The sequence below is a fragment of the Erwinia sp. L03-1 genome, assembly GCF_058686115.1.
In genome coordinates this window covers 2416055-2435138 of the sequence record NZ_CM178762.1, presented here as the reverse complement: position 1 = coordinate 2435138, position 19084 = coordinate 2416055, and the positions used below count along the sequence as shown (strand labels likewise).

Annotated in this window: 16 protein-coding genes; 6 read left to right on the top strand and 10 right to left on the bottom strand. The window is 58.7% G+C overall.

Annotated elements, in window-relative coordinates:
• Position 1 precedes the first annotated feature (1 nt).
• From AC4PCC_RS11255 to AC4PCC_RS11240, 4 genes are all read left to right on the top strand, one after another.
• Positions 2 to 1324: a PQQ-dependent sugar dehydrogenase gene (locus AC4PCC_RS11255; protein WP_067702087.1), complete on the top strand. Its 1323-nt coding sequence runs from the start codon at positions 2 to 4 to the stop codon at positions 1322 to 1324.
• A gap of 161 nt (positions 1325 to 1485) precedes the next feature.
• The gene (locus AC4PCC_RS11250; RefSeq protein WP_345831471.1) at positions 1486 to 2274 is read left to right on the top strand and encodes a siderophore-interacting protein; all 789 of its coding nucleotides are present in this window, start codon (positions 1486 to 1488) and stop codon (positions 2272 to 2274) included.
• A 73-nt stretch (positions 2275 to 2347) separates the two neighbouring features.
• Complete coding sequence (locus tag AC4PCC_RS11245) at positions 2348 to 2887, top strand: PadR family transcriptional regulator (protein WP_492124564.1); 540 nt, start codon at positions 2348 to 2350, stop codon at positions 2885 to 2887.
• A 276-nt stretch (positions 2888 to 3163) separates the two neighbouring features.
• Entirely contained in the window at positions 3164 to 5566 is a 2403-nt protein-coding gene (locus AC4PCC_RS11240) for a membrane-bound PQQ-dependent dehydrogenase, glucose/quinate/shikimate family (protein ID WP_492124563.1), read from the top strand.
• Between the two features lie 131 nt (positions 5567 to 5697).
• On the opposite strand, the gene AC4PCC_RS11235 is transcribed toward AC4PCC_RS11240, so the two are convergent.
• The 7 genes from AC4PCC_RS11235 to AC4PCC_RS11205 form a co-directional block, all read right to left on the bottom strand.
• The gene (locus tag AC4PCC_RS11235) at positions 5698 to 7335 is read right to left on the bottom strand and encodes a GMC family oxidoreductase (RefSeq protein WP_492127439.1); all 1638 of its coding nucleotides are present in this window, start codon (positions 7333 to 7335) and stop codon (positions 5698 to 5700) included.
• Entirely contained in the window at positions 7335 to 7865 is a 531-nt protein-coding gene (locus tag AC4PCC_RS11230; RefSeq protein ID WP_492127438.1) for a sugar dehydrogenase complex small subunit, read from the bottom strand. The genes AC4PCC_RS11235 and AC4PCC_RS11230 overlap by 1 nt, the downstream gene beginning before the upstream one ends.
• Positions 7858 to 9273: a c-type cytochrome gene (locus AC4PCC_RS11225; RefSeq protein WP_492127437.1), complete on the bottom strand. Its 1416-nt coding sequence runs from the start codon at positions 9271 to 9273 to the stop codon at positions 7858 to 7860. The genes AC4PCC_RS11230 and AC4PCC_RS11225 overlap by 8 nt, the downstream gene beginning before the upstream one ends.
• A 10-nt stretch (positions 9274 to 9283) precedes the next feature.
• Entirely contained in the window at positions 9284 to 9997 is a 714-nt protein-coding gene (locus AC4PCC_RS11220) for a hypothetical protein (RefSeq protein ID WP_492127436.1), read from the bottom strand.
• Between the two features lie 61 nt (positions 9998 to 10058).
• Complete coding sequence (locus AC4PCC_RS11215) at positions 10059 to 11210, bottom strand: lactonase family protein (RefSeq protein ID WP_492127435.1); 1152 nt, start codon at positions 11208 to 11210, stop codon at positions 10059 to 10061.
• Positions 11211 to 11235: 25 nt separating this feature from the next.
• Positions 11236 to 11877 (bottom strand): 3-oxo-tetronate 4-phosphate decarboxylase, encoded by a 642-nt coding sequence (gene otnC / locus AC4PCC_RS11210; RefSeq protein ID WP_492127434.1) that lies wholly within the window; start codon positions 11875 to 11877, stop codon positions 11236 to 11238.
• Between the two features lie 65 nt (positions 11878 to 11942).
• A complete protein-coding gene (locus tag AC4PCC_RS11205) occupies positions 11943 to 13250 on the bottom strand; it encodes an MFS transporter (RefSeq protein ID WP_492127433.1) in 1308 nt (435 codons plus the stop codon).
• A gap of 237 nt (positions 13251 to 13487) precedes the next feature.
• Here AC4PCC_RS11205 and AC4PCC_RS11200 point away from each other — a divergent pair, with 237 nt between their 5' ends.
• Complete coding sequence (locus tag AC4PCC_RS11200; RefSeq protein WP_492127432.1) at positions 13488 to 14513, top strand: LacI family DNA-binding transcriptional regulator; 1026 nt, start codon at positions 13488 to 13490, stop codon at positions 14511 to 14513.
• A 57-nt stretch (positions 14514 to 14570) separates the two neighbouring features.
• Here the strand turns inward: AC4PCC_RS11200 and AC4PCC_RS11195 are convergent, their stop codons facing one another.
• From AC4PCC_RS11195 to AC4PCC_RS11185, 3 genes are all read right to left on the bottom strand, one after another.
• Complete coding sequence (locus tag AC4PCC_RS11195; protein WP_492127431.1) at positions 14571 to 15431, bottom strand: hypothetical protein; 861 nt, start codon at positions 15429 to 15431, stop codon at positions 14571 to 14573.
• A gap of 657 nt (positions 15432 to 16088) precedes the next feature.
• The gene (locus AC4PCC_RS11190; RefSeq protein ID WP_492127430.1) at positions 16089 to 16790 is read right to left on the bottom strand and encodes a molybdate ABC transporter substrate-binding protein; all 702 of its coding nucleotides are present in this window, start codon (positions 16788 to 16790) and stop codon (positions 16089 to 16091) included.
• Positions 16791 to 16883: 93 nt separating this feature from the next.
• A complete protein-coding gene (locus tag AC4PCC_RS11185) occupies positions 16884 to 18122 on the bottom strand; it encodes an alpha-hydroxy acid oxidase (protein ID WP_492127429.1) in 1239 nt (412 codons plus the stop codon).
• Between the two features lie 272 nt (positions 18123 to 18394).
• Here AC4PCC_RS11185 and AC4PCC_RS11180 point away from each other — a divergent pair, with 272 nt between their 5' ends.
• A complete protein-coding gene (locus tag AC4PCC_RS11180; protein WP_492127428.1) occupies positions 18395 to 19081 on the top strand; it encodes an aspartate/glutamate racemase family protein in 687 nt (228 codons plus the stop codon).
• The last annotated feature ends 3 nt before the right edge of the window (positions 19082 to 19084 follow it).

The window sequence follows — 19084 nt, the reverse complement described above, 5'->3', positions numbered from 1 at the left end:
AATGAAAAATAACGCTGTGCTATCTCTGTTAGCCCTCTCTGTTGCGCTGGTGATTTCCGGATGCGACGAAGGGGCGAAAATCGATCCTGCCCGCCAGACCGGGGCTAACCCCGAACTGCCCGCGGCAAAAAGTTTTCTGGTGCCGCCGATGAAAGTACCTGACGGCGAGCCGTGGAAAAAGGGGGAAGCACCCAAAGTGGCGCAGGGGCTGAAGATTGAGAAAATCGCCGCCGACCTGCTGCATCCGCGCCAGCTCTATACGCTGCCTAATGGGGACGTGCTGGTCGTGGAGGGCAGCGCGCCACCCGGACAGGTCAGCCAGCCTAAGGAGTTAATCACCGGGCTGGTACAGAAGGCCGCCGGTAAGGGTGGGCAGGGCGGTAACCGTATCACGCTACTGCGCAACAGCAGCGGCGATGGCAAAACGTGGGAGAAGCATATATTCCTGCAAAATCTGCATTCGCCGTTTGGCGTACAGCTGATCGGTGACACGCTTTATGTGGCGAACGCCGACGGGCTGATGAAATATCACTATGACAGCGGTGCCACGCAGATCACCGATCCGGGCAGCGAACTGGCTGACCTGCCGGGCGGGCCGATAAATCACCACTGGACGAAGTCACTGCTGGCCAGCCCCGACGGCAGCAAGCTGTACGTTGGCGTCGGTTCAAACAGTAATATTACTGAGAATGGCATCGGGGCCGAATATCGCCGTGCAGACATTCTTGAAGTCGATGTCGCCACCGGGGCCAGCCGTATCTATGCCAGCGGGCTGCGCAATCCCACCGGGCTTCAGTGGGAACCTCAGACCGGGAAACTCTGGGCCGTGGTTAACGAGCGTGATGAAATCGGTGCCGATCTGGTGCCGGATTACATGACGTCGGTGCAGGAAAATGGCTTTTACGGCTGGCCGTGGAGCTATTACGGTCAGCATGTGGATACCCGGGTTAAACCCCAGCGCCCTGACAAGGTTAAGGCGGCGTTGCGGCCGGATTACGCGCTTAGCTCCCATGTCGCGCCGCTCGGTCTGTGGTTCTATACCGGCGATAATCTGCCTGCCGCCTGGCGCGGCGGGGCCTTTATTAGCGAGCACGGCAGCTGGAATCGCAAGCCGCTGAATGGCTACCAGGTGGTGTGGGTGGCGTTTAAAGACGGGAAGCCGCAGGGGCTACCAAAACCGGTTGTCACCGGCTTCCTTTCCGACGATCGGGAGAAGGTGCGCGGGCTGCCGGTGGGTCTGACACAGGATAAGCAGGGCGGACTGCTGATCGCCGATGATGCAGGAAACGTGGTCTGGCGCGTAAGCGCCGCGACAGGCCAGTAAACAGAGGCCCACCCTGTTGATTAACAGGGTGGGCTTTACCTCGCTTTATCTCCGCACTTGCCTTTAAGATATATCATAGATATATTTTAGTCCTCGCTCATCACCCTCCCGACGCCCGTCGGAAACATTCAGGCCAGAGTCTGAACATCAGGAGAGATAACGTGCCGGATAATCAACCACAGCGTCGCCTGCCGCGACGCGTCAGAAATGAGCTGCGCTTTCGCCCCGTTGAGGTGCTAAGCAAGCAGTGGGTCGCGAACTGTTTTTACCGTATCGAATTTGGCGGAGAAGCGCTGGTGGGCTTCAACTCCGCGGGCTTTGACGATCACATCAAAGTATTTTTCCCAGACCCCGCCACCGGGGAACTGCAGCTGCCGGTGATTACTGCCGATGGCGTGGAGTGGAAAGAGGGCGTTCGTCCCGCCGCGCGGGACTACACGCCGATGGCGTTTGACAGCCAGGCGGGCAGGCTGACGCTGGACTTTTACCTGCATCAGTCCGGCCTGGCCAGCGACTGGGCAGCAAACGCTCAGCCCGGCGACAGGCTGGCAATCGGCGGACCACGCAGCTCGCTGGTGGTGCCAGAGGATTATCACTTCCAGCTTTACGTGTGTGATGAAACCGGGCTACCGGCTTTCCGACGTCGACAGCAGACGATGTCGGGCAGCAGCATTAAACTGTTTGCCTTTGCGGAAGCCTCCACCGGTAATGACTACCTGGGTAACCCGGCGGGGGTCGATATCAGCTGGCTGCAGAGCGGAAAAATGACGCTGGCTGCGGCAGAAATGCTGATCGCCCGGCTGGATCAGATTGCACTTCCCGCCGATGACTACTTTATCTGGCTGACCGGAGAGGGTGAGGCGGTAAAGAGACTCAGCGACTATTTTCTGCAAACCCGCGGATGTGAAGCCGAACGGGTTCGCGCTATGGCCTACTGGCATCAGAAATAGCCCTGTGCCCCCGTTGAAATTCAACAGGGGGCCGATTACTATCACCCCCCTTTATTTCACCATCGGGTCCGCCATGAAAGAGTCTCCCCGTTCCCCCGCCCGCCCCACAGAGGGTAAAGGTGCCTGCGTTGACAGCGCGCGCAGAAAGCGCCGCGAAAAAATGCTGGATGCTGGCGAGGTTCGGCTACTGATGCTGCATTTTTTATCGCAGGGGGCCACCTGGGGCTATGAGCTGATCAAATCTATCGAAGATCTGTCGCGAGGAGAATATACGCCCAGCCCCGGCATCATCTACCCGAACCTGTCGCTACTGGAAGAGAGTGAGCTTATTCAGGTGGGGGATCCGCTGGCCACGCGTAAATGCTGGCGGCTGACCGCAGCGGGTGAGCGTTATCTGTCTGCGAATCAGCAGCCGCTTGAGCGTATCATCACCCGTCTTGGCTCACTGGCGGTGCTGGTGAATAATCGCAGCATTCCCGAGATGGAGCGGGCTATTCACAATTTCAAAATAGCGCTAAACGGTCGGCTTTCCCAGCCGCACCTCTCCCGGGAAAGCCTGTATAACATTATTGACATCCTCGACGACGCTGCAAAAAAGATTGAGCGAAGCTAACGCTGCGCATGAAAAAAGCCTGCCTGTTATCGCAGGCCGTTGCCGTTAGTGATACCCGGTGCGGTGCGCCCCCAGAAATCTCTACTCTCTGAAACCTCTACTCCCAGAAACCTCCACTCCCTGTGACATCTGCCAGCCGAAAAACTTTTGTACTGGCGCCCGAAAACAGCAGTAAAAAGCGTGTCTTTCTCCTCTGATTTCGTTAAATTAGCGTTACAAAAATGTAACCTCAAGTAAGAATATTTTTTATCTTTGCGTCAACACTGAGAGAAAAACATGGTCACTAAACTCACGGGTAGTGTGCTAGCGATAATTGGTATCGCTATGCTGTATATGGGCGGCAGGCTCCTACTGCTGGGCGGTTCGCCCTTTTACGTCATTATGGCCCTCGGGCTGCTGGTCACCGCCGTTTTACTGTTTAAAAATAAAAGGATCGCGCTTTCAATCTACGCCACGCTGATGTGGCTGGTGGCAGCCTGGATTATCTTTGAGGTGGGCTTCGATAAGTGGCAGTGGATCCCACGCGGTGACATTATCGGCCTGATCGGCGTCTGGCTGGCGCTACCCTGGGTGGTGCGACCGCTGACGCGTACGCAAGACCGGGTAACGGGTCGCGCATTTCATCCCTACCTCGGCACCACCGTACTGGTGATGATCGCCCTGGTTGTCGGCATGATGTTTTACGATCCACTGCCGCAGGAGGGCAATATCACTACTGCCCGCAATCCGGAGAGTGGCGAAGGCGCGCAGAATGACTGGGCGGCCTACGGCGGCACCGCCGACGGGCTGCGCTTCTCTAACCTGAAACAGATAACCACTGACAATGCCAGTAATCTGGAAACGGCCTGGACCTACCATACCGGGGATCTGCGCAGCACACAGGACGCCAGCGAATACACCTTTGAAGCGACGCCACTTAAGGTGAATAACACCGTCTATTTCTGTACGCCGCATAATGAAGTCCATGCGCTCAACCCGGAAACCGGGGCGCTGAAATGGAAGACTACCCCAACGCGCGAGCGTTCTTATATGCAGCAGCACCAGACCTGCCGTGGCGTAAGCTATTACGATGCTGCCGCGACGCCAGCGGTGTCCACCGCTCAGGCCGCTGCCGTTACCACCCCGGCCCGCAGCCAGGCGGTATGCCGCAAGCGCATTTTTAACGCAACCAATGACAATAAACTGCTGGCGCTGGACGCGGATACCGGCAAGCTGTGCGCCGATTTTGGCGACCGCGGCACGGTCGATCTGCGGGAAAATATGGGGCCGCTTCGCGATCATGCTCTGATGCAAACCGCAGCGCCGCTGGTGGCCGGAAATCTGGTTATCCTCGGTGGTTCGGTCATGGATAACGGTTATAACGCCGGAAACCCTTCTGGTGTGATCCGTGCCTATGATGCCATCACCGGTCGTCTGATGTGGAACTTCGATCCGGCCCGGCCTGATATGACCCAGCCTCTGCCAGCCGGACAGAGCTATCCGCAGGATACCCCGGTGGCCTGGGCAACGCTCAGCGCCGACACCAAAAACGGCCTGGTGTATGTGCCCTTTGGCAACGCCTCACCGGATGAGCTGGGCACCCATCGCGATGCCAACAGCAATACCGAGAAGTTTCGCGACACGCTGGTGGCGCTGGATCTGAAAACCGGGGCGTTTAAGTGGCGCTTCCAGTCGTCGAAGCACGACCTGTGGGATCGCGATAATCCTTCACAGCCTTCGCTGCTGGATATTGATTACCAGGGTAAACGGCAGCCGGTGGTGATCCTGCCGACTAAAACCGGCAACCTGTTTGTGCTCAACCGGCTGACCGGTCAGGCCGTCTACCCCATAAATCAGGTCGCGGTGTCGACAAAGGGAGGCGTCGCGGGCGAGGACTTCTCGCCTACGCAGCCGGTGTCTGCCCTGAACTTTATTCCGGCTCCCCTGAGCGAAAAATCCATGTGGGGCCTGACGCCCTTTGATCAAATGGCCTGCCGCATCGAATTTAAGTCGATGCGCTATGACGGCAACCCCTGGACGCCCTCGACCGTCGCCGGGTCAATTGTTTTTCCGGGCAATATCGGCGTATTTAACTGGGGGTCGGTCTCCGTTGATCCTCAGCGGCAGATCCTTGTCGCCGCACCGGTTCGCCTGGCCTACAAGTACAATCTGATCAAACGTTCGCCGGAAAATGCGGAGAAGCGTTTGTTTACCAAAGACGGCACGCCGTACTGGAATGAAAACTTTGACGGCGACTACGCCATCCATATTCAGCAGTTCGCTTCCAGCCTGGGCATTCCCTGTATTGCACCACCCTGGGGCCGGATGGTGGGCGTGGATCTGACCACCGGTAAAACGGCGTGGCTGCGTCGCGTTGGCACCACCAAAAACCTGAAAACGACCTTCCTGCCGGGACGCTTTCCCATCGGCTTCCCGATGGGGATGGTGGCGCACGGCGGGCCGCTGACCACCGCAGGCGATCTGGTTTTCCACGGGGCAACGGCAGATAACTTCTTCCGCGCCTACGATATCAATAGCGGCAAGCTGCTGTGGCAGACCGAACTGCCCGCCGGCGGCCAGGCGACGCCCGCGACCTATATGGGCGCGGATAACCGACAGTACGTGATTATTGCGGCGGGTGGCCACGGCTCGATGGGCACCAAAGAGGGCGATGCCGTGGTGGCGTTCCGCCTGAAATAGCTTAACGGTATGTTAAACGGAGAAAGGGGCTGCCTGAATAAAGCAGCCCCTTTTTTATCGCCCGGAGGGTGATAGCGTGGGGATGGAGAGTTATCACTCTGCCGGGGGCACCTCCCGGTGGTTAAGGGGTTTTATACCCGGACCGTATTCAGCAGATAATCGGCCAGCCGCAGACTCAGTGCTGCGCCGGTAAGGGTGGGGTTCATACAGGAGGCGGACGGCATGACGCTGGTCCCGGCAATAAACAGGTTGGGGTGATCGTGGCTCTGGCAGTGGCGGTTAACCACCGAGTTCGCCGGGTCGTCACCCATTATCGTCGTGCCCATAATGTGCTGGCGGTCCTGATACTGCGTATCAATTTTCAGTACGTCGGCGTTAAGCAGCTGCGCAAAGCGTTCGAAGTCCTTCAGTCCCTGGGTTTTTCCGGCATGCCAGTAGTCGGTTACGCTGTAGTAGATCTCCGGCAGGGGAATGCCGAGCGCGTCCGTTTTTGTCCTGCTGGGAAGCACCCGGTTTTCCGCCAGCGGGAGCGTTTCAAAATCAATAGCGAAGTTCAGCGACCGTGCCGACAGGCGATGCAGCGCCTTATCCAGCGCGGACCCGAGCACCCCCTGCTGGATCAGCGACGCGGCATAATCGGCAGTCGGTACCGTATTGCGCACCTTAATCTTGTAGCTTGGGAAGTCCCGGCGAAAGTCACCGTCGCGGTTATTAAGATAGACCAGCAGCTCGGTCGGCCCCTGGCCCGGCCACACATCCTCTTTCATCATCAGGTTCATGCTGATGCCGGTATGGCCCATCAGATTGCGGCCCACCTGGTCCGAGCCATTCGCGATACCGCCTGGGTAGCGCGGCGAGGTGGAGTTCAGCAGTAGCTTGGGCGACTCGATGCCGTAGGCGGCCAGCACGAAATGGTGGGCGGTCAGCTGATGTTCCGAACCGTCCGGTTTTTTGTAGCGGATGCCGGTGATTTTACCCCGATCGTCGGCCTCAATGCTGACCACCACCGAGTTATCCAGCAGCCTGGCACCCTGTTCCAGCGCTTCGTCGATATGCATGGAACCGTCATATTTGGCAGCAATGGGGCAGACCGGATTACAGTTATTGTTGCCCGCGCAGGCCGGGCGTTTTTTCCACGGACGCGTGGCGCGGCCATTCGGCTCCAGCACCGGATGATAACCGCCTTTACCCAGCATGGCGGAAAGGCGGGTAAACAGGTAGCTGGGCGGCAGGCCCGGCATCGGGAATGGCCGGGAGCGCGGTGGCCATGCCCCGCCGCCGTGGCCGCTCTCATCCTGCCCGTCGACGCCGGACACCCCCAGCTCGGCTTCGGCCTCGCCGTACCAGGGCTCCAGTTCTTCATAGCCGAAAGGCCAGTCGCGACCGCGCCCATAAAGGCTGTGCAGCCTGAAGTCGTTTGGCACCATGCGCCACAGGGCGGATCCAAAGTGCCAGGTGGTACCGCCGACCACGCGAAGGTAGCGGGTGGCGTACTTTACCGGGCCGACGTGCTGAATGTAGTCGCCATAGGTGGAGGGAACGTGCGGCAGATCGGGGTAGGGGGAACCTACGCCCTGAAGCTTCATATTGGTCAGCGACATTTTAAACGGCGAATTGCGAAAACGTTCGACGATCTCCTGGCGCTTAACGCGTGGGCCAGCCTCGACGATAATTACCGACTTTCCAGCCTTTGCCAGCCGGGTCGCGATAAGGCCGCCCATCACGCCGGAGCCAATGATAATCACCTCGGCATCGACGGGTTTGTCCATTACTCCTCTCCTTTTTTTAGCTGCGGATTGATTGGCCTGCTGCCCCAGGAATCAGGGCCGCCGCCGTAGGTGGGTATGACCAGCACGCCGCGGGTCGGCAGGTACATCATGGCGTCAGCATAGGCAATCAGCTCGCGGTCTGCGCCTTCACCCACCACGCCGGTGTACCAGGCGGCGACAATCAGCGACGCGGTCTGACGCCGGGGATCCTGTACGGCAAGCGTACGGGCAAGATCGTCAACATGGGTAAAGCGCTGCGTTTCCAGATACCGGGCCAGCGTGTTAAAGCGTGCAGAGAAGTCCGCTACGCGACGGTTCAGCGCGGCAAAATAGCGGGCGCTGAGCACCGGGCTGACCGGACGACTGACCAGGAAGGCAGCGATCTGTTGAAAGGCCTGGGTTTCCTGCGTGCGTGCGGCGGCCTGCTGCGGAAAGAGCGAGGCGGTGAGCGCGCTAAGCGACAGTACCGCCATGCCCTGTAACAGCCTGCGCCGGGACAGGGGCAAGGGTGATGAGGTGGGTTCAGACATGTCGCCTCCTTCTGCGGATGATCAGGGCTGCCGCGAGCAGGACAACGGCCAGGGCGGCCCCCGCCAGTACACCCGGCTGGGTGAGCCGGACCAGCAGCGGCGTGGCCCCGCCCCGGCGCAGCCCGGCGACCTGTTCAGCCGTGACGTTTACCTGCGGGTTACCAAAGTTCTTCATGACGTAGCGGCTAACGTCGGCAATCTGCTGGTCACTCAGCCGCATCGCGTAATCGGCATCCGGCCCGAACGCGGGCATGGCGACCGACTCACCCTGAACATTGCGCTGGACGCCAAACAGGACGGTGGCAACCAGATTATCCGAGCGGCTGGCGCCGGTGGCGCTATTATGGAACAGCGAAGGGTAGCGAGCGTTACCGCTGCCGTCGGGCTGGTGGCAGCTGGCGCAGCTGGCGCTGAATACCTGCCAGCCGGGGTCGGCATCCTGCTGCCCGCGCAGCCGCGCCTCACTGGCGGAGGGGCCGCCCAGGCTCTCTCTGGCCGTTACCTCGCCGTTATCCACGGCCGGTAGCTGACGCAGCCAGGCCACCATCGCCGCAATATCCGCATCGGAGAGGTATTGCAGGCTGTGCTCCACCACCTCGGCCATCGGACCGGCCGCCTGCGCCTTGCCCGGTACGCGTCCGGTTTTCAGGTAGCGGGTTAGGTCTGCCGCCGTCCAGCTGCCGATCCCCGACTGGGGATCGGGCGTGATATTGGGCGCATACCAGCTGCCCAGGCTGCCGCCTGCCAGCGCCCGATCGTTCTGCTGGCCCATCAGCATATTGCGCGGGGTATGGCAGGTATCGCAGTGCGCCAGCGCATTGACCAGGTACTCTCCGCGCGTAGCGGGAGTCGAACTGGCCTGTGGCTCACGGGCGAAAAGGGCGTTCCACAGTGCCATAGCGCTGCGGAAGCTGAACGGGAAGGGCAGCCGCGTCCGGGGCGTGGGCGTATCGGATGGCGTCACGCCCTGCATAAAGTAAAAATAGAGCGCATGCATATCGTCATCGGTGATGCGGGCGTAGGCGGTGTAGGGCATCGCCGGGTAGAGATGCTCCCCCTGACGATTGATGCCCTTGCGTACTGCCCGAACAAATTCCGCTTCGCTCCACAGGCCAATGCCTGCTGTTTTTGACGGCGTGATGTTGCTGGCGTAAATGCTGCCCATCGGGGACTGAATGGCGTAACCTCCGGCCATCGGCGCACCCTGGCGGGGAGACGTGTGGCAGGCGCCGCAGTCGGCGGCAATAGCCAGATACTTCCCCCTGGTCAGCAGGTCGCTATTTTCGGTGCCGCTCGCGCCATGGACTGCGCTGCCCGGCAGCCGGTTAATTTCGATGCCGCCAGCAGCATAACCAGCGCCGCTGATCAGCAGCAGGCTTATCGCCAGCGGCAGACAGAGATATCTCACCGGGCAGCCTCTACAGCAGTTCGTAATCGTTAAAGATCAGCGGCGTTTCGCCACCGTTGGTTAACTCCACCTTGCCGGGATCGGTGAGCATCGCATCGCCACGGTGGATCCAGATCTCTTTATTACGGTTCGGCTGGCCGGGAACAGCCACCAGCAGGCGGCCTTCGGTGAAGAATACCCGCACGCCGGGACCATGCTGGGCGTAAGCGCCGGTTCCTTCACCGGGCTGCAGCGTGACCTTCCAGCCCATCACGGTTTTCTGACTGAGCACCTGCTGGAACAGCGGGCTGTCCGGTCGGGTTGCGTCACCAAAGCCCAGTGGGCCATGCTGTTTGATTTCAAATGCCACCTGATGATTGATCGTGGTATCAATATTGGTGACCCGATCGACCGTCGACCTGCCCTGATGCGCGCCAAACTTGACGTTGCCGCTCTTCATCTCGCTCTCTTTGGCGGGTTTGTCAGGCCAGCTGATGCTCACCCGGCTGCCGTTAACGTGGGTATTGACGTAATCAAGGTGCTGCTCATGATACTGGGTTGACTGGCCGGGACGGATAATCACCCGCATCACCGTAACGTACTGATTCTCCAGGATAACGTGATGCAGCGGCTCAAGGTCAGTGGCGACGCCTTTTTCCACCGCGCTGGCCGCGGGCAGGGAGGTCAGCGTAAACAGGCCTGCGGTAAGCAGGGCAGCAATCAGGGGACGTGTTTTAAGGGGCATAATGGCTCCATGAGTGGTGGACTCAGCCCGGTGGACACGGCCCACCGGGCGGTGGCTAAGGTTACTCTTCTACCAGCGTGACCCAGTTGGCACCTTTACCCGTGGGGTAACGGCCCACCAGGGTCAGCGCGCCGGTGACGTTGTCACGGGTATACAAAGAGAGTTGGGTGGATTTTTGCCCGGATTCGATCAGGAAGCGGCCGCTGTTATCAATGGCGAAGCCGCGCGGCTGCTCTTCGGTTTTGATGCTGGAGAGCAAGGTCAGATGACCGTTAACAGGATCGACAGAGAACGAAGAGAGCTGACTGCGGGTGCGCTCGGTGGAGTAGAGAAAACGTCCGTCCGGGCTGAGATGGATATCGGCCTGCCAAATCCGCGGTTTAGCCGAAGGCGGCAGCTTATCGTCGCCGGTCAGCGGCCGGGCTTCACCACGCTGCATATCCTCTTTGGGCGAGACGGAATTCACCTCCTCCTGGGGGGTGGCGGTACCGTCAGGGTTGAGGGTCAGGCGGGTAATATTGCCCTCCATCTCGGTGAGAATATACATATTGCGCTTGCCCTGCCTGTCCAGCCCCGGTGCGATAACGAAATGGCGCGGGCCGGTCGCCGCTTCATGCTGAATATTTACAAAGGGTGGGTTAGCCGGGGTTACCCTGCCACTGGTCGCATCAAAGTGATACTGCAACAGCTGGTCAGCGCCCAGCAGCGTGACGTAAAGGAAGTGGTTGGTCGGGTCAACCTGAATCGCATGCGCACGCTTGCCGGTATGAACAACCTGCACCGGCGGCGTCTCCACCCGGCCCTGAGCGTCGATGCGGTTGATGCTGAACAGATCGCCGCCGTAGGAGGCGCTAAGCAGATAGCGCCCCTGTTTATCCAGTGACAGATAGGCCATGCTTTCCGGCAGCGGCGTCTCACTGGCTTTCACCAGCGTGCCGTCGGGCTGAATATGCCAGGCCGCCACCCGCCAGGGCTGGCTGCGTACCGAAACATAGAGGGTTTTCTTATCGGCAGAGACCACCGACGACATGGCTTTCTCGCCAGTCGGGAAGGTGCCGGTGGGGATCAGGCCGGGCTGCTCTTTATCCAGCTGATAACCGGTAACCGTGCCGCTGTCGGCGTTAGAGACATAAACCAGGGTGCGGGCCTGTGCGCCGCTGAGGGTTGCCAGCACTGACAGCAGCGCAGCGGCATAAACACGTTTATTTCGCATATTTTTTTCCTGTTGTTATCTGGCGTTACCAGCTTGTGGAGAAGGCTTCACAGAGTTCGCTGACCTGGGCTTCGTCCAGCGGCTCGGGCTTATTCGTGGCCTGCATCCATAAGCGGGCGGTCTCCTCCAGCTCCTCCAGCGCATAGCAGGCGGCGGACACGGATCGGCCCCAGATAACCGGGCCCAGGCGTTCGAGCATCACCCCTCTGACCTCGCAGGCAAGTTTTGCCACCTGCTCCGCTACCTCAGGCGCGCCAGGGCGGCGGTAGGCGATCAGCGGGATGCGTCCTACTTTCATCACCTGATAAGGCGTGATCGGCGGCAGAATGCTTGCGGCGTGCCAGACGCCCGCCAGCGTCAGCCCCACCAGATGGGTGGAGTGGGTATGTACCACGCCCTGAACCTCCGGGTTACGATCGTAAACCTGGCGATGCAGCAGCAGGGTTTTGGAAGGTTTATCGCCCGATAGCCAGTCGCCGCTAAGAGAGACTTTCGCAATCTGCGCCGGCGTCAGTCGGCCCAGGCAGGCATCGGTCGGGGTGATAAGCCAGCCATCGTCCAGTCGGGCGCTGATATTGCCTGCGGTGCCGACGGTATAGCCACGTGACCAGAGGCTGAAACCCACCTGGCAGATCTCTTCACGAAGCTGATTTTCATTTTTCATCATTACACTCTTTCATTCGCATCAGTGGGGTAGCAGTGTCGGGCAACAGGGCGGCCTGAGGCCATCGGTTAGCGATGAGCCGCCGCGACCCGGGCCGCGTCACCGTTTTTTTTCAACACCAGTGGTTCCACTTTTCCCATAATAAACATAAAGTTAAACGCTCCGAGCAGGCAGATGCCGCCCGCCACCAGCAGCGGCACCACAAAGGATCCATGGCTCAGGCTGAGCATCAGACCGGTAAAGGAGGCCGTGACGATCCCCGCCAGGTTGCCCGCAAAGTTCTGAATACCGCTCAGCGTCCCCACGTAGCCCGGGCCGGGGGCGACGTCGGCAGGCAGGGTCCAGATATTGGCGGCGGTAAAGGCCAGGCCCGCATAGGTCAGAGAAAACAGCGTCAGGATCACCGGCATGCTGTTGGTAAAGGCGGCAAAGGCGATCACCGATGAGAGCAGCATCCCGGCAATCAGACAGGTTTTACGCGCGGTGGTCAGCGAAAATCCCTTGCGGTACATCCAGTCGGAGCACAGGCCGCCGAGCAGGCTGCCGGGGATACCCATCAGCGCGGGGATAGCGCCCAGCGTACCCAGCTCCTTGAGAGAGAAGCCGTGCGCCATGGTCAGATAGGTTGGGAACCACGTCACAAAAAAGTAGGTGGCAAAGTTCATGCAGAAGAAGCCGATCATCATTCCCCAGACCGTCCGGTAGCGGAACAGGCCGGGAATATTGACCTTCTCGCTTTTATCCACCACCTGCACGCTGCGATCGGCCAGTAAATTTTCGCGCTGAACCGGGTCCAGCCCCTTAATCTCCTCAGGTTCGCGATAGAACAGCATCCAGATAGCCACCCATACCAGCCCCAGGCCGCCGGTAACCACAAAAGAGGTTTCCCATCCCCAGGTGCCGATCAGCCATGCCACCAGGGGCAGGGCGATGGCGCTCCCGGCGCGCGGGCCGGCATCGAAAATACCGCTGGCGGTCGCGCGCTCTTTTTTTGCAAACCAGGAGTAGACCACTTTGGCACAGCCGGGATAGCCCCCCGACTCACCCAGTCCCAGCATCAGGCGGAAGGCAAAAATCGAGGTAAAACCGCGTCCGAAAGCGGTGAAGACGGTAAACAGCGACCACCAGCCCACGGCGATGGCCAGCCCCATACGCGCACCCAGCCGGTCAATCATTCGACCGGCGGGGATCTGCATCAGCGCATAGGTCCAGAAGAAAGCCCCGAGGATAAGCCCCATGCTGGTGTCATCCAGGCCGAGATCCCGTTTAATATGGGGTGCCGCAATCGCCAGATTAATGCGATCGATATAGTTAATGGCGATGGCGAAGAAACAAAACGCGATCATTAGCCAGCGGATCCGAGGGTATCTACGCATGGTGAATTCCTTTATTATCCTGATGCTTTTATATGATGGTTATCAGACGGAGGATGCCCCTGACTGCCGCAATCCCTGTTATCATTTGGTAAAATTTGAAGGTAAATTGATAACGTGGTGTTGAAAGTAAGCGATTACAAAAATCAGTCAAGCGAAAAGTAAGCGCTTTCAAATCTAAGTTTTCGTTGTCTGCAAAATTTGTGGGCGACGTCACTCATTTCAGCATGGAGTTCCATCATGTCCGATAAGCCCGCTCTGCCTGGCAGAGTCTCCCTGGAAGATGTTGCTAAACGATCTGGCGTGTCGACGGCGACCGTGTCACGCGTGCTGAACGGCAGTGCTTCGGTGCGCCAGTCGCGGCGTGAGGCGGTAGAGCAGGCGTGTGAGGAACTGGGCTATGTGATTAATCGCGCGGCGCGGACGCTGGCATCACGAAGAAGCATGACAATTGGGGCGGTAGTGCCGACGCTTGCCACCGAAACCTTCTCGCGGCCGCTGGCCGCCTTTCAGCAGCAGATCCACCAGTCCGGGTATACCCTGCTGCTGGCGAACTCCGACTTCGACCCGCAAACCGAACTGCAGGAGGTTAACAAGCTGGTGGAGTACGGCATTGATGCGCTGATGCTGGTGGGTAATTCACACCATCCCCGGCTGCGGGAGCGTATCAACCAGCTTGATATTCCCTGCGTGCAGACTTTTTCCGTTGATCGGCAGCATCCGAGCGTCGGCTACGATAATGAGCAGGCGGCGGGCGAGCTTACCCGGCATCTGCTGGCGCTGGGGCATCAGCGGTTTGGGGTGATTGTCGGGACGCCCCCCTCCAACGATCGCGTGTTCGATCGTATTACCGGCACGCGTGAGGCGCTGGCCGCCGCGGGCATAGCCCTGGCGGAAGTGAACTTGATTGATAATGCCTTTACCATGAACGATGCGCGTCAGGCGATGTTTCGCCTGCTGGACGGCCCGGCGCCGCCAACGGCGGTGATCTGCGGCAACGATCTGCTGGCATTTGGTGCGCTGCGCGGTGCGGGGGAGCGTTATCTGCGGGTACCCAACGATATATCCATTACCGGTTTCAACGATTATGAATACGCGGAGCATCTCGGGCATCCGCTGACCACGATGCGCGTGGAGCTGGATGAAATCGGCCGCTGTGCGGCAGATTATCTGCTGGCAACGCTAAATGGCCAGCCCGCGACGAGGCAGACGCTGCTCACCCCACGGCTGATTGTGCGCAGCAGCACCGGGACAGCCCCGCGCTAACCTGAGCGCGGGGTGATTCGGTTAGCTTAAAGGATCTTTGTAAGATCCCCGGATTTCCTACCGTGTTAACTGACCATCAGAGCCAGACCTGGATAGATTCCACTTCTGTCTCGCCGCTTCAGGGCTTTTTTCATAATCCTGCAAGGCCTGTTTCAAAAGCCCGGCCAGCTTTTCATTATCGTTCACCTGCTTAAGCTGAATAACCAGATCGGTCCCTGTCGGACCTGAGGTTCGCGGTGGCTGCGGAGCCAGATCTGAAGCCCTGGGGCTGGAGATTTCCGGCGGCTGGGGTGCCCGCACGGTCTTTCGGCTGAGGCCCGGACTGGTTAGACCCCATCTCTTCCTCGCCGCTTCAGGGCTTTTTTGAAAATCCTCCATGGCCTGTTCCAAAAGCCTGGCCAGCTTTTCATTATCGTTCACCTGCTTAAGTCGCATAACCAGATCGTTCACCGTCGGACCTGAGGTTCCCGATGGCTGCGGAGCCAGATCGGTAACCCTGGGACTTGACATCCCCGGCGGCTGCGGAGCCCGTACTGTCTTTCTGCTGAGGCCTGGACTGGGTCGATCCCACTTTTCCCTCGCCGCTTCAGGTTTTTTTTGGTGATCCTGCGTGGCCTGTCCCATCATAAGCTTAGCCAGCTTTTGCTCATCGTTCACCTGCTCAAGCTTGATAGCCAGATTAGTCGCCTTTAGGATTGAGGTCGGTGGCGGGGGAGCTGGACGCAGATTGCCCAGCCGACCCCCTGACGGGGTTTGATTTTTATTACAAGAAGCCTGTGGCTTCTTCAAATTAACATTACTGTTAATAACTGTTGATAAACGCGACAATAAAGATAAAGTATTTTTAGGCTGGATCCTGGTCATCGAGTACAAGGCCTTAAAGCCTGTAACAATACCAGAGCCCGAGACAATAGACATATTCACATTTCTCACTATCTTCTAAAATTATAAGATCCCGACGTGGAACCCCTGCTCAGGCCCGCCTGAGCATGAACTTCAAAGAATACCACTAACCGGGGCCGTCATAACTCCCCCTGGTGCTGTAAACAATCAAAGTTGAGCGGTTTCTGTAAGTTAAAAACCGCTGGCTACGGCTACTTAGTGACTTAGCGCTCCTCAACCACTGACGCAGATGCTCGTGTAAATTATCCACCTGACAGCTCACTTACAACAATAACGCTAATACGGTTGGTAACATGAATCGCTCAGGGAATACCAGACTTTATAATGCAGCTTAGAGTAATAAGAAATAATGCAGCTTATAGTAATAGAACATTGTCAGATATTTATACTCAAACATCTGTCTGCATCAGTATCAACACTTCATTATGGTTTCAGAATATTACAGTCTTCATTCTCTTAATTATTTCGCAAAGTCCCTGTTCGAGAGAAGAATAAGGCCTCTCCAGTTTAAAGGGTAAAGGATCCAGTAATATCATGGTGGGGCAGACTTCAAAAACCGGGCCGCAAGGATATTTTTCTCAATCCCGTCAGCTGAAGGGCAAGCACCACCCTCTGGCGCCTGCAGTGCCATTCTATTTTACTGCCTGGAGGCTGGAAGATAAATCAGACAGTCTACTCGCGACAGGTCAACCCAAAGGATTCGAAGGTCGCCCGCGCCTGCGGCGTACGCAGCGAGGCAAGCAGTGCCGCCGCATCCTGCGGATTGGCTGCCGCGCGGAAAATACCCCCGGCAAAGGCGGTCACCTTCTGCGCCTCATCGGGCAGGGGGCCGATCACTTTCACACCCGGCACCATCAGCAGCTCGCTGATTTGCTGCAGGGCGAGATCCGCCTTACCCGTCAGCAGCTGGCTGGCGGTAAATCCTTCGGGGAGGGTGGTGCCGCGCGACGTTATTTCCGCTTCAATGCCCAGCTGCGCGATCAGCGTTTGAAAATAGATGCCGCTGGCCCCCCCGAGCGACCAGGCCACCGAGCGCGCTGCCAGCAGCGTCTGCTTAAGCGCCGACAGGCTGCTGATATCCGGCGCGACCGCATCGGGCAGTATGGCCAGACCAATGCGCGAATCCACCAGATCCACGCGGCTGTCGGCAATTATTACGCCTTCCTCAATCAGCCGCTCGATCACCGGTACGGTGAGGATTGCCGCATCGGCCGGGGCACCGGCGGCAATTTTTTTCTCAATCACGGACGTGGGATTCCACTCCAGCGTCAGTTCGCAGTGGGGATGCTGCTGCAAAAAAGCGTGCTCCAGTGCGTCAAAGGGCGCGCGAACCGCCAGTGCGCTAAATACGCGCAGGGTTGTATTTCCGGACATACCGTACTCCTTAATAATGGGATCAGCGCGTAATGCGCAGGTAGCGCTCATTTCGAATCAGCGCGTAATGCACATTTAGCGCTAATAATTGTATCAGCGCGTTTTACACAGGTAGCTCTCATCCAGTTCAGACGGGGTGCGCACGCCGAGGAGCGCCAGATCGCGGTCGATTTCATCACGCAGAATATGCATGGCATGCTCCACGCCTGCCTGCCCCCCGATGACGGCCCCATACAGAAAAGGCCTGCCAAGCAGAACCAGATCGGCGCCCAGCGCCATGGCTTTCATCACATCGGTGCCGCGGCGAATGCCGCTGTCGATAATCACCTTCATGCTGCCCTTTTGCGCAGCCACCTCGGCCAGCGAATAGAGGGGCGGCAGGGTGTGATCCAGCTGGCGGCCGCCGTGATTGGAGAGGATCACCGCATCCGCGCCAAGATCGCGAGCAATAAAGGCATCCTGCGGCGACATCAGCCCTTTGATTACCAGATTTCCCCGCCACTTTTTACGAATGGCCTCGACGTTTTTCCAGCAGAGCTTGTCGCGCGCCTGGGTGTTTCGCACTTTGCCCGACATCATCGGCGGGCCGCGCTCGGCGTCGGTATTTTCAAAATGCGGCGCGCCGTGACGCAGGAAGGTCTGCGCGACGGTGCCCAGCAGCCAGCGCGGGCTGAGCGCGCTTTCAAGCGCCACCTTCGGGGTGATCTTAATCGGCATACTGAAGCCGCTGCGGATATTGTGCTCGCGGTTACCCAGCATCGGCGTATCGCCGGTGACCACCAGCGTGCTGAAGCCCGCCGCCGCCACGCGATCCAGCAGCCGGTCGATACGCGGCTGATCGCCCGCCAGATAGGCCTGAAACCACGCATCCGGGTTAGCGGCATGTACGTCCTCCAGCTTAACCAGTGAAGAGGCGCTGAGGATCATCGGCACGTTCATTTCACGGGCGGCCCGGGCAAGCGCGATATCGGCCTGATAGGCGACAAAGGAGGCACCGCCCAACGGGGCAACGCCGAAAGGATGATGATAGCTGTGGCCAAACAGGGTGGTGCGCTGGCTGCGACCCGAAACGTCTCTGAACATACGAGGGATAAACGTATAGCGCTGGTAGGCTTCAAGGTTACCGGCAATACCGCGCCCGGTTTCAACCCCGCCCGCCACGTATTGATAGATCATATTGGGCAGGCGTCGACGGGCATGGCGTTCAAAATCGTCCAGGGCCAGCAGATCGCGAAACCGACGCGGCAGCGTTGACGTCGCCGGTGCGGTCACGACGGTAGCGGTATCCGGGTCAACCCCGCGCAGCGTGGAGGGCGTAGCAGATGAAGTCATAATGCGTTCTCACAGTCGGTGAACAGGGTTAGCAGTGAGGCATCAGGGCATGTCGGGGCATGACGCAAAATGCATTTATTTTGTAAGCGCTTTCAATTGTGATCAATCATCGTTAATATTTCAACATAACATTAACAATGTGAACCGCGTAATCTGTGATCGGGCTCACTTTACAGAAACATTTGTAAGCCCTTACATTGTAACCCGTGCCCGACGCGGGACGACTATACCGGGCAGAGCAAGCCCGCCGAGCTAACTCTCTGGAGCGAATCATGACCCGTATTGTTTTACTGCACGCCACGCCGGTGGCCATGGCGCCGATTGATGCGGCCTTTCGGGATATCTGGCCCGAGGCCGAAACCATTAACCTGCTGGACGATGGCCTGTCGGTGGACCGTGCGCGCGAGGAGACGCTCTCCCCGGCATTAATCGATCGCTTTGTTCGCCTGGGCGAATATGGCTATGAGATGCAGGCCGGGGGCATTCTGGTCACCTGCTCGGCCTTTGGCCCGGCCATCGACAGGCTGGCGGAGACGCTTCCCATACCGGTACTAAAGCCTAATGAAGCGATGTTTCACGAGGCGGTGCAGCAGGGGAATACCATCGGCATGCTCGCCACCTTTGGTCCTTCGATACAGACCATGACCGATGAATTTAACCAGTACGTCGCGGAGCATCACTCTGCGGCCACGCTGACCACCGTGCTGGTGGAGGAAGCCATCGATCTGCTGAAGAAAGGTGACGTCGAGGGGCATAATCAGCGGGTGGCCGCGCGGGCAAAAGATCTGGCGCACTGCGATGTCATTATGCTTGCCCACTTTTCCACCTCGCGCGCTGCCGACAGCGTTCGTCAGCAGGTTGCAATCCCGGTATTGACCGCGCCCCATGCCGCCGTGAAGCGGATGAAGGCCAGCGTGGCGGCAGCGGATCGGCACAGCCCCGCAGGCGAAAAGGAGTAGACA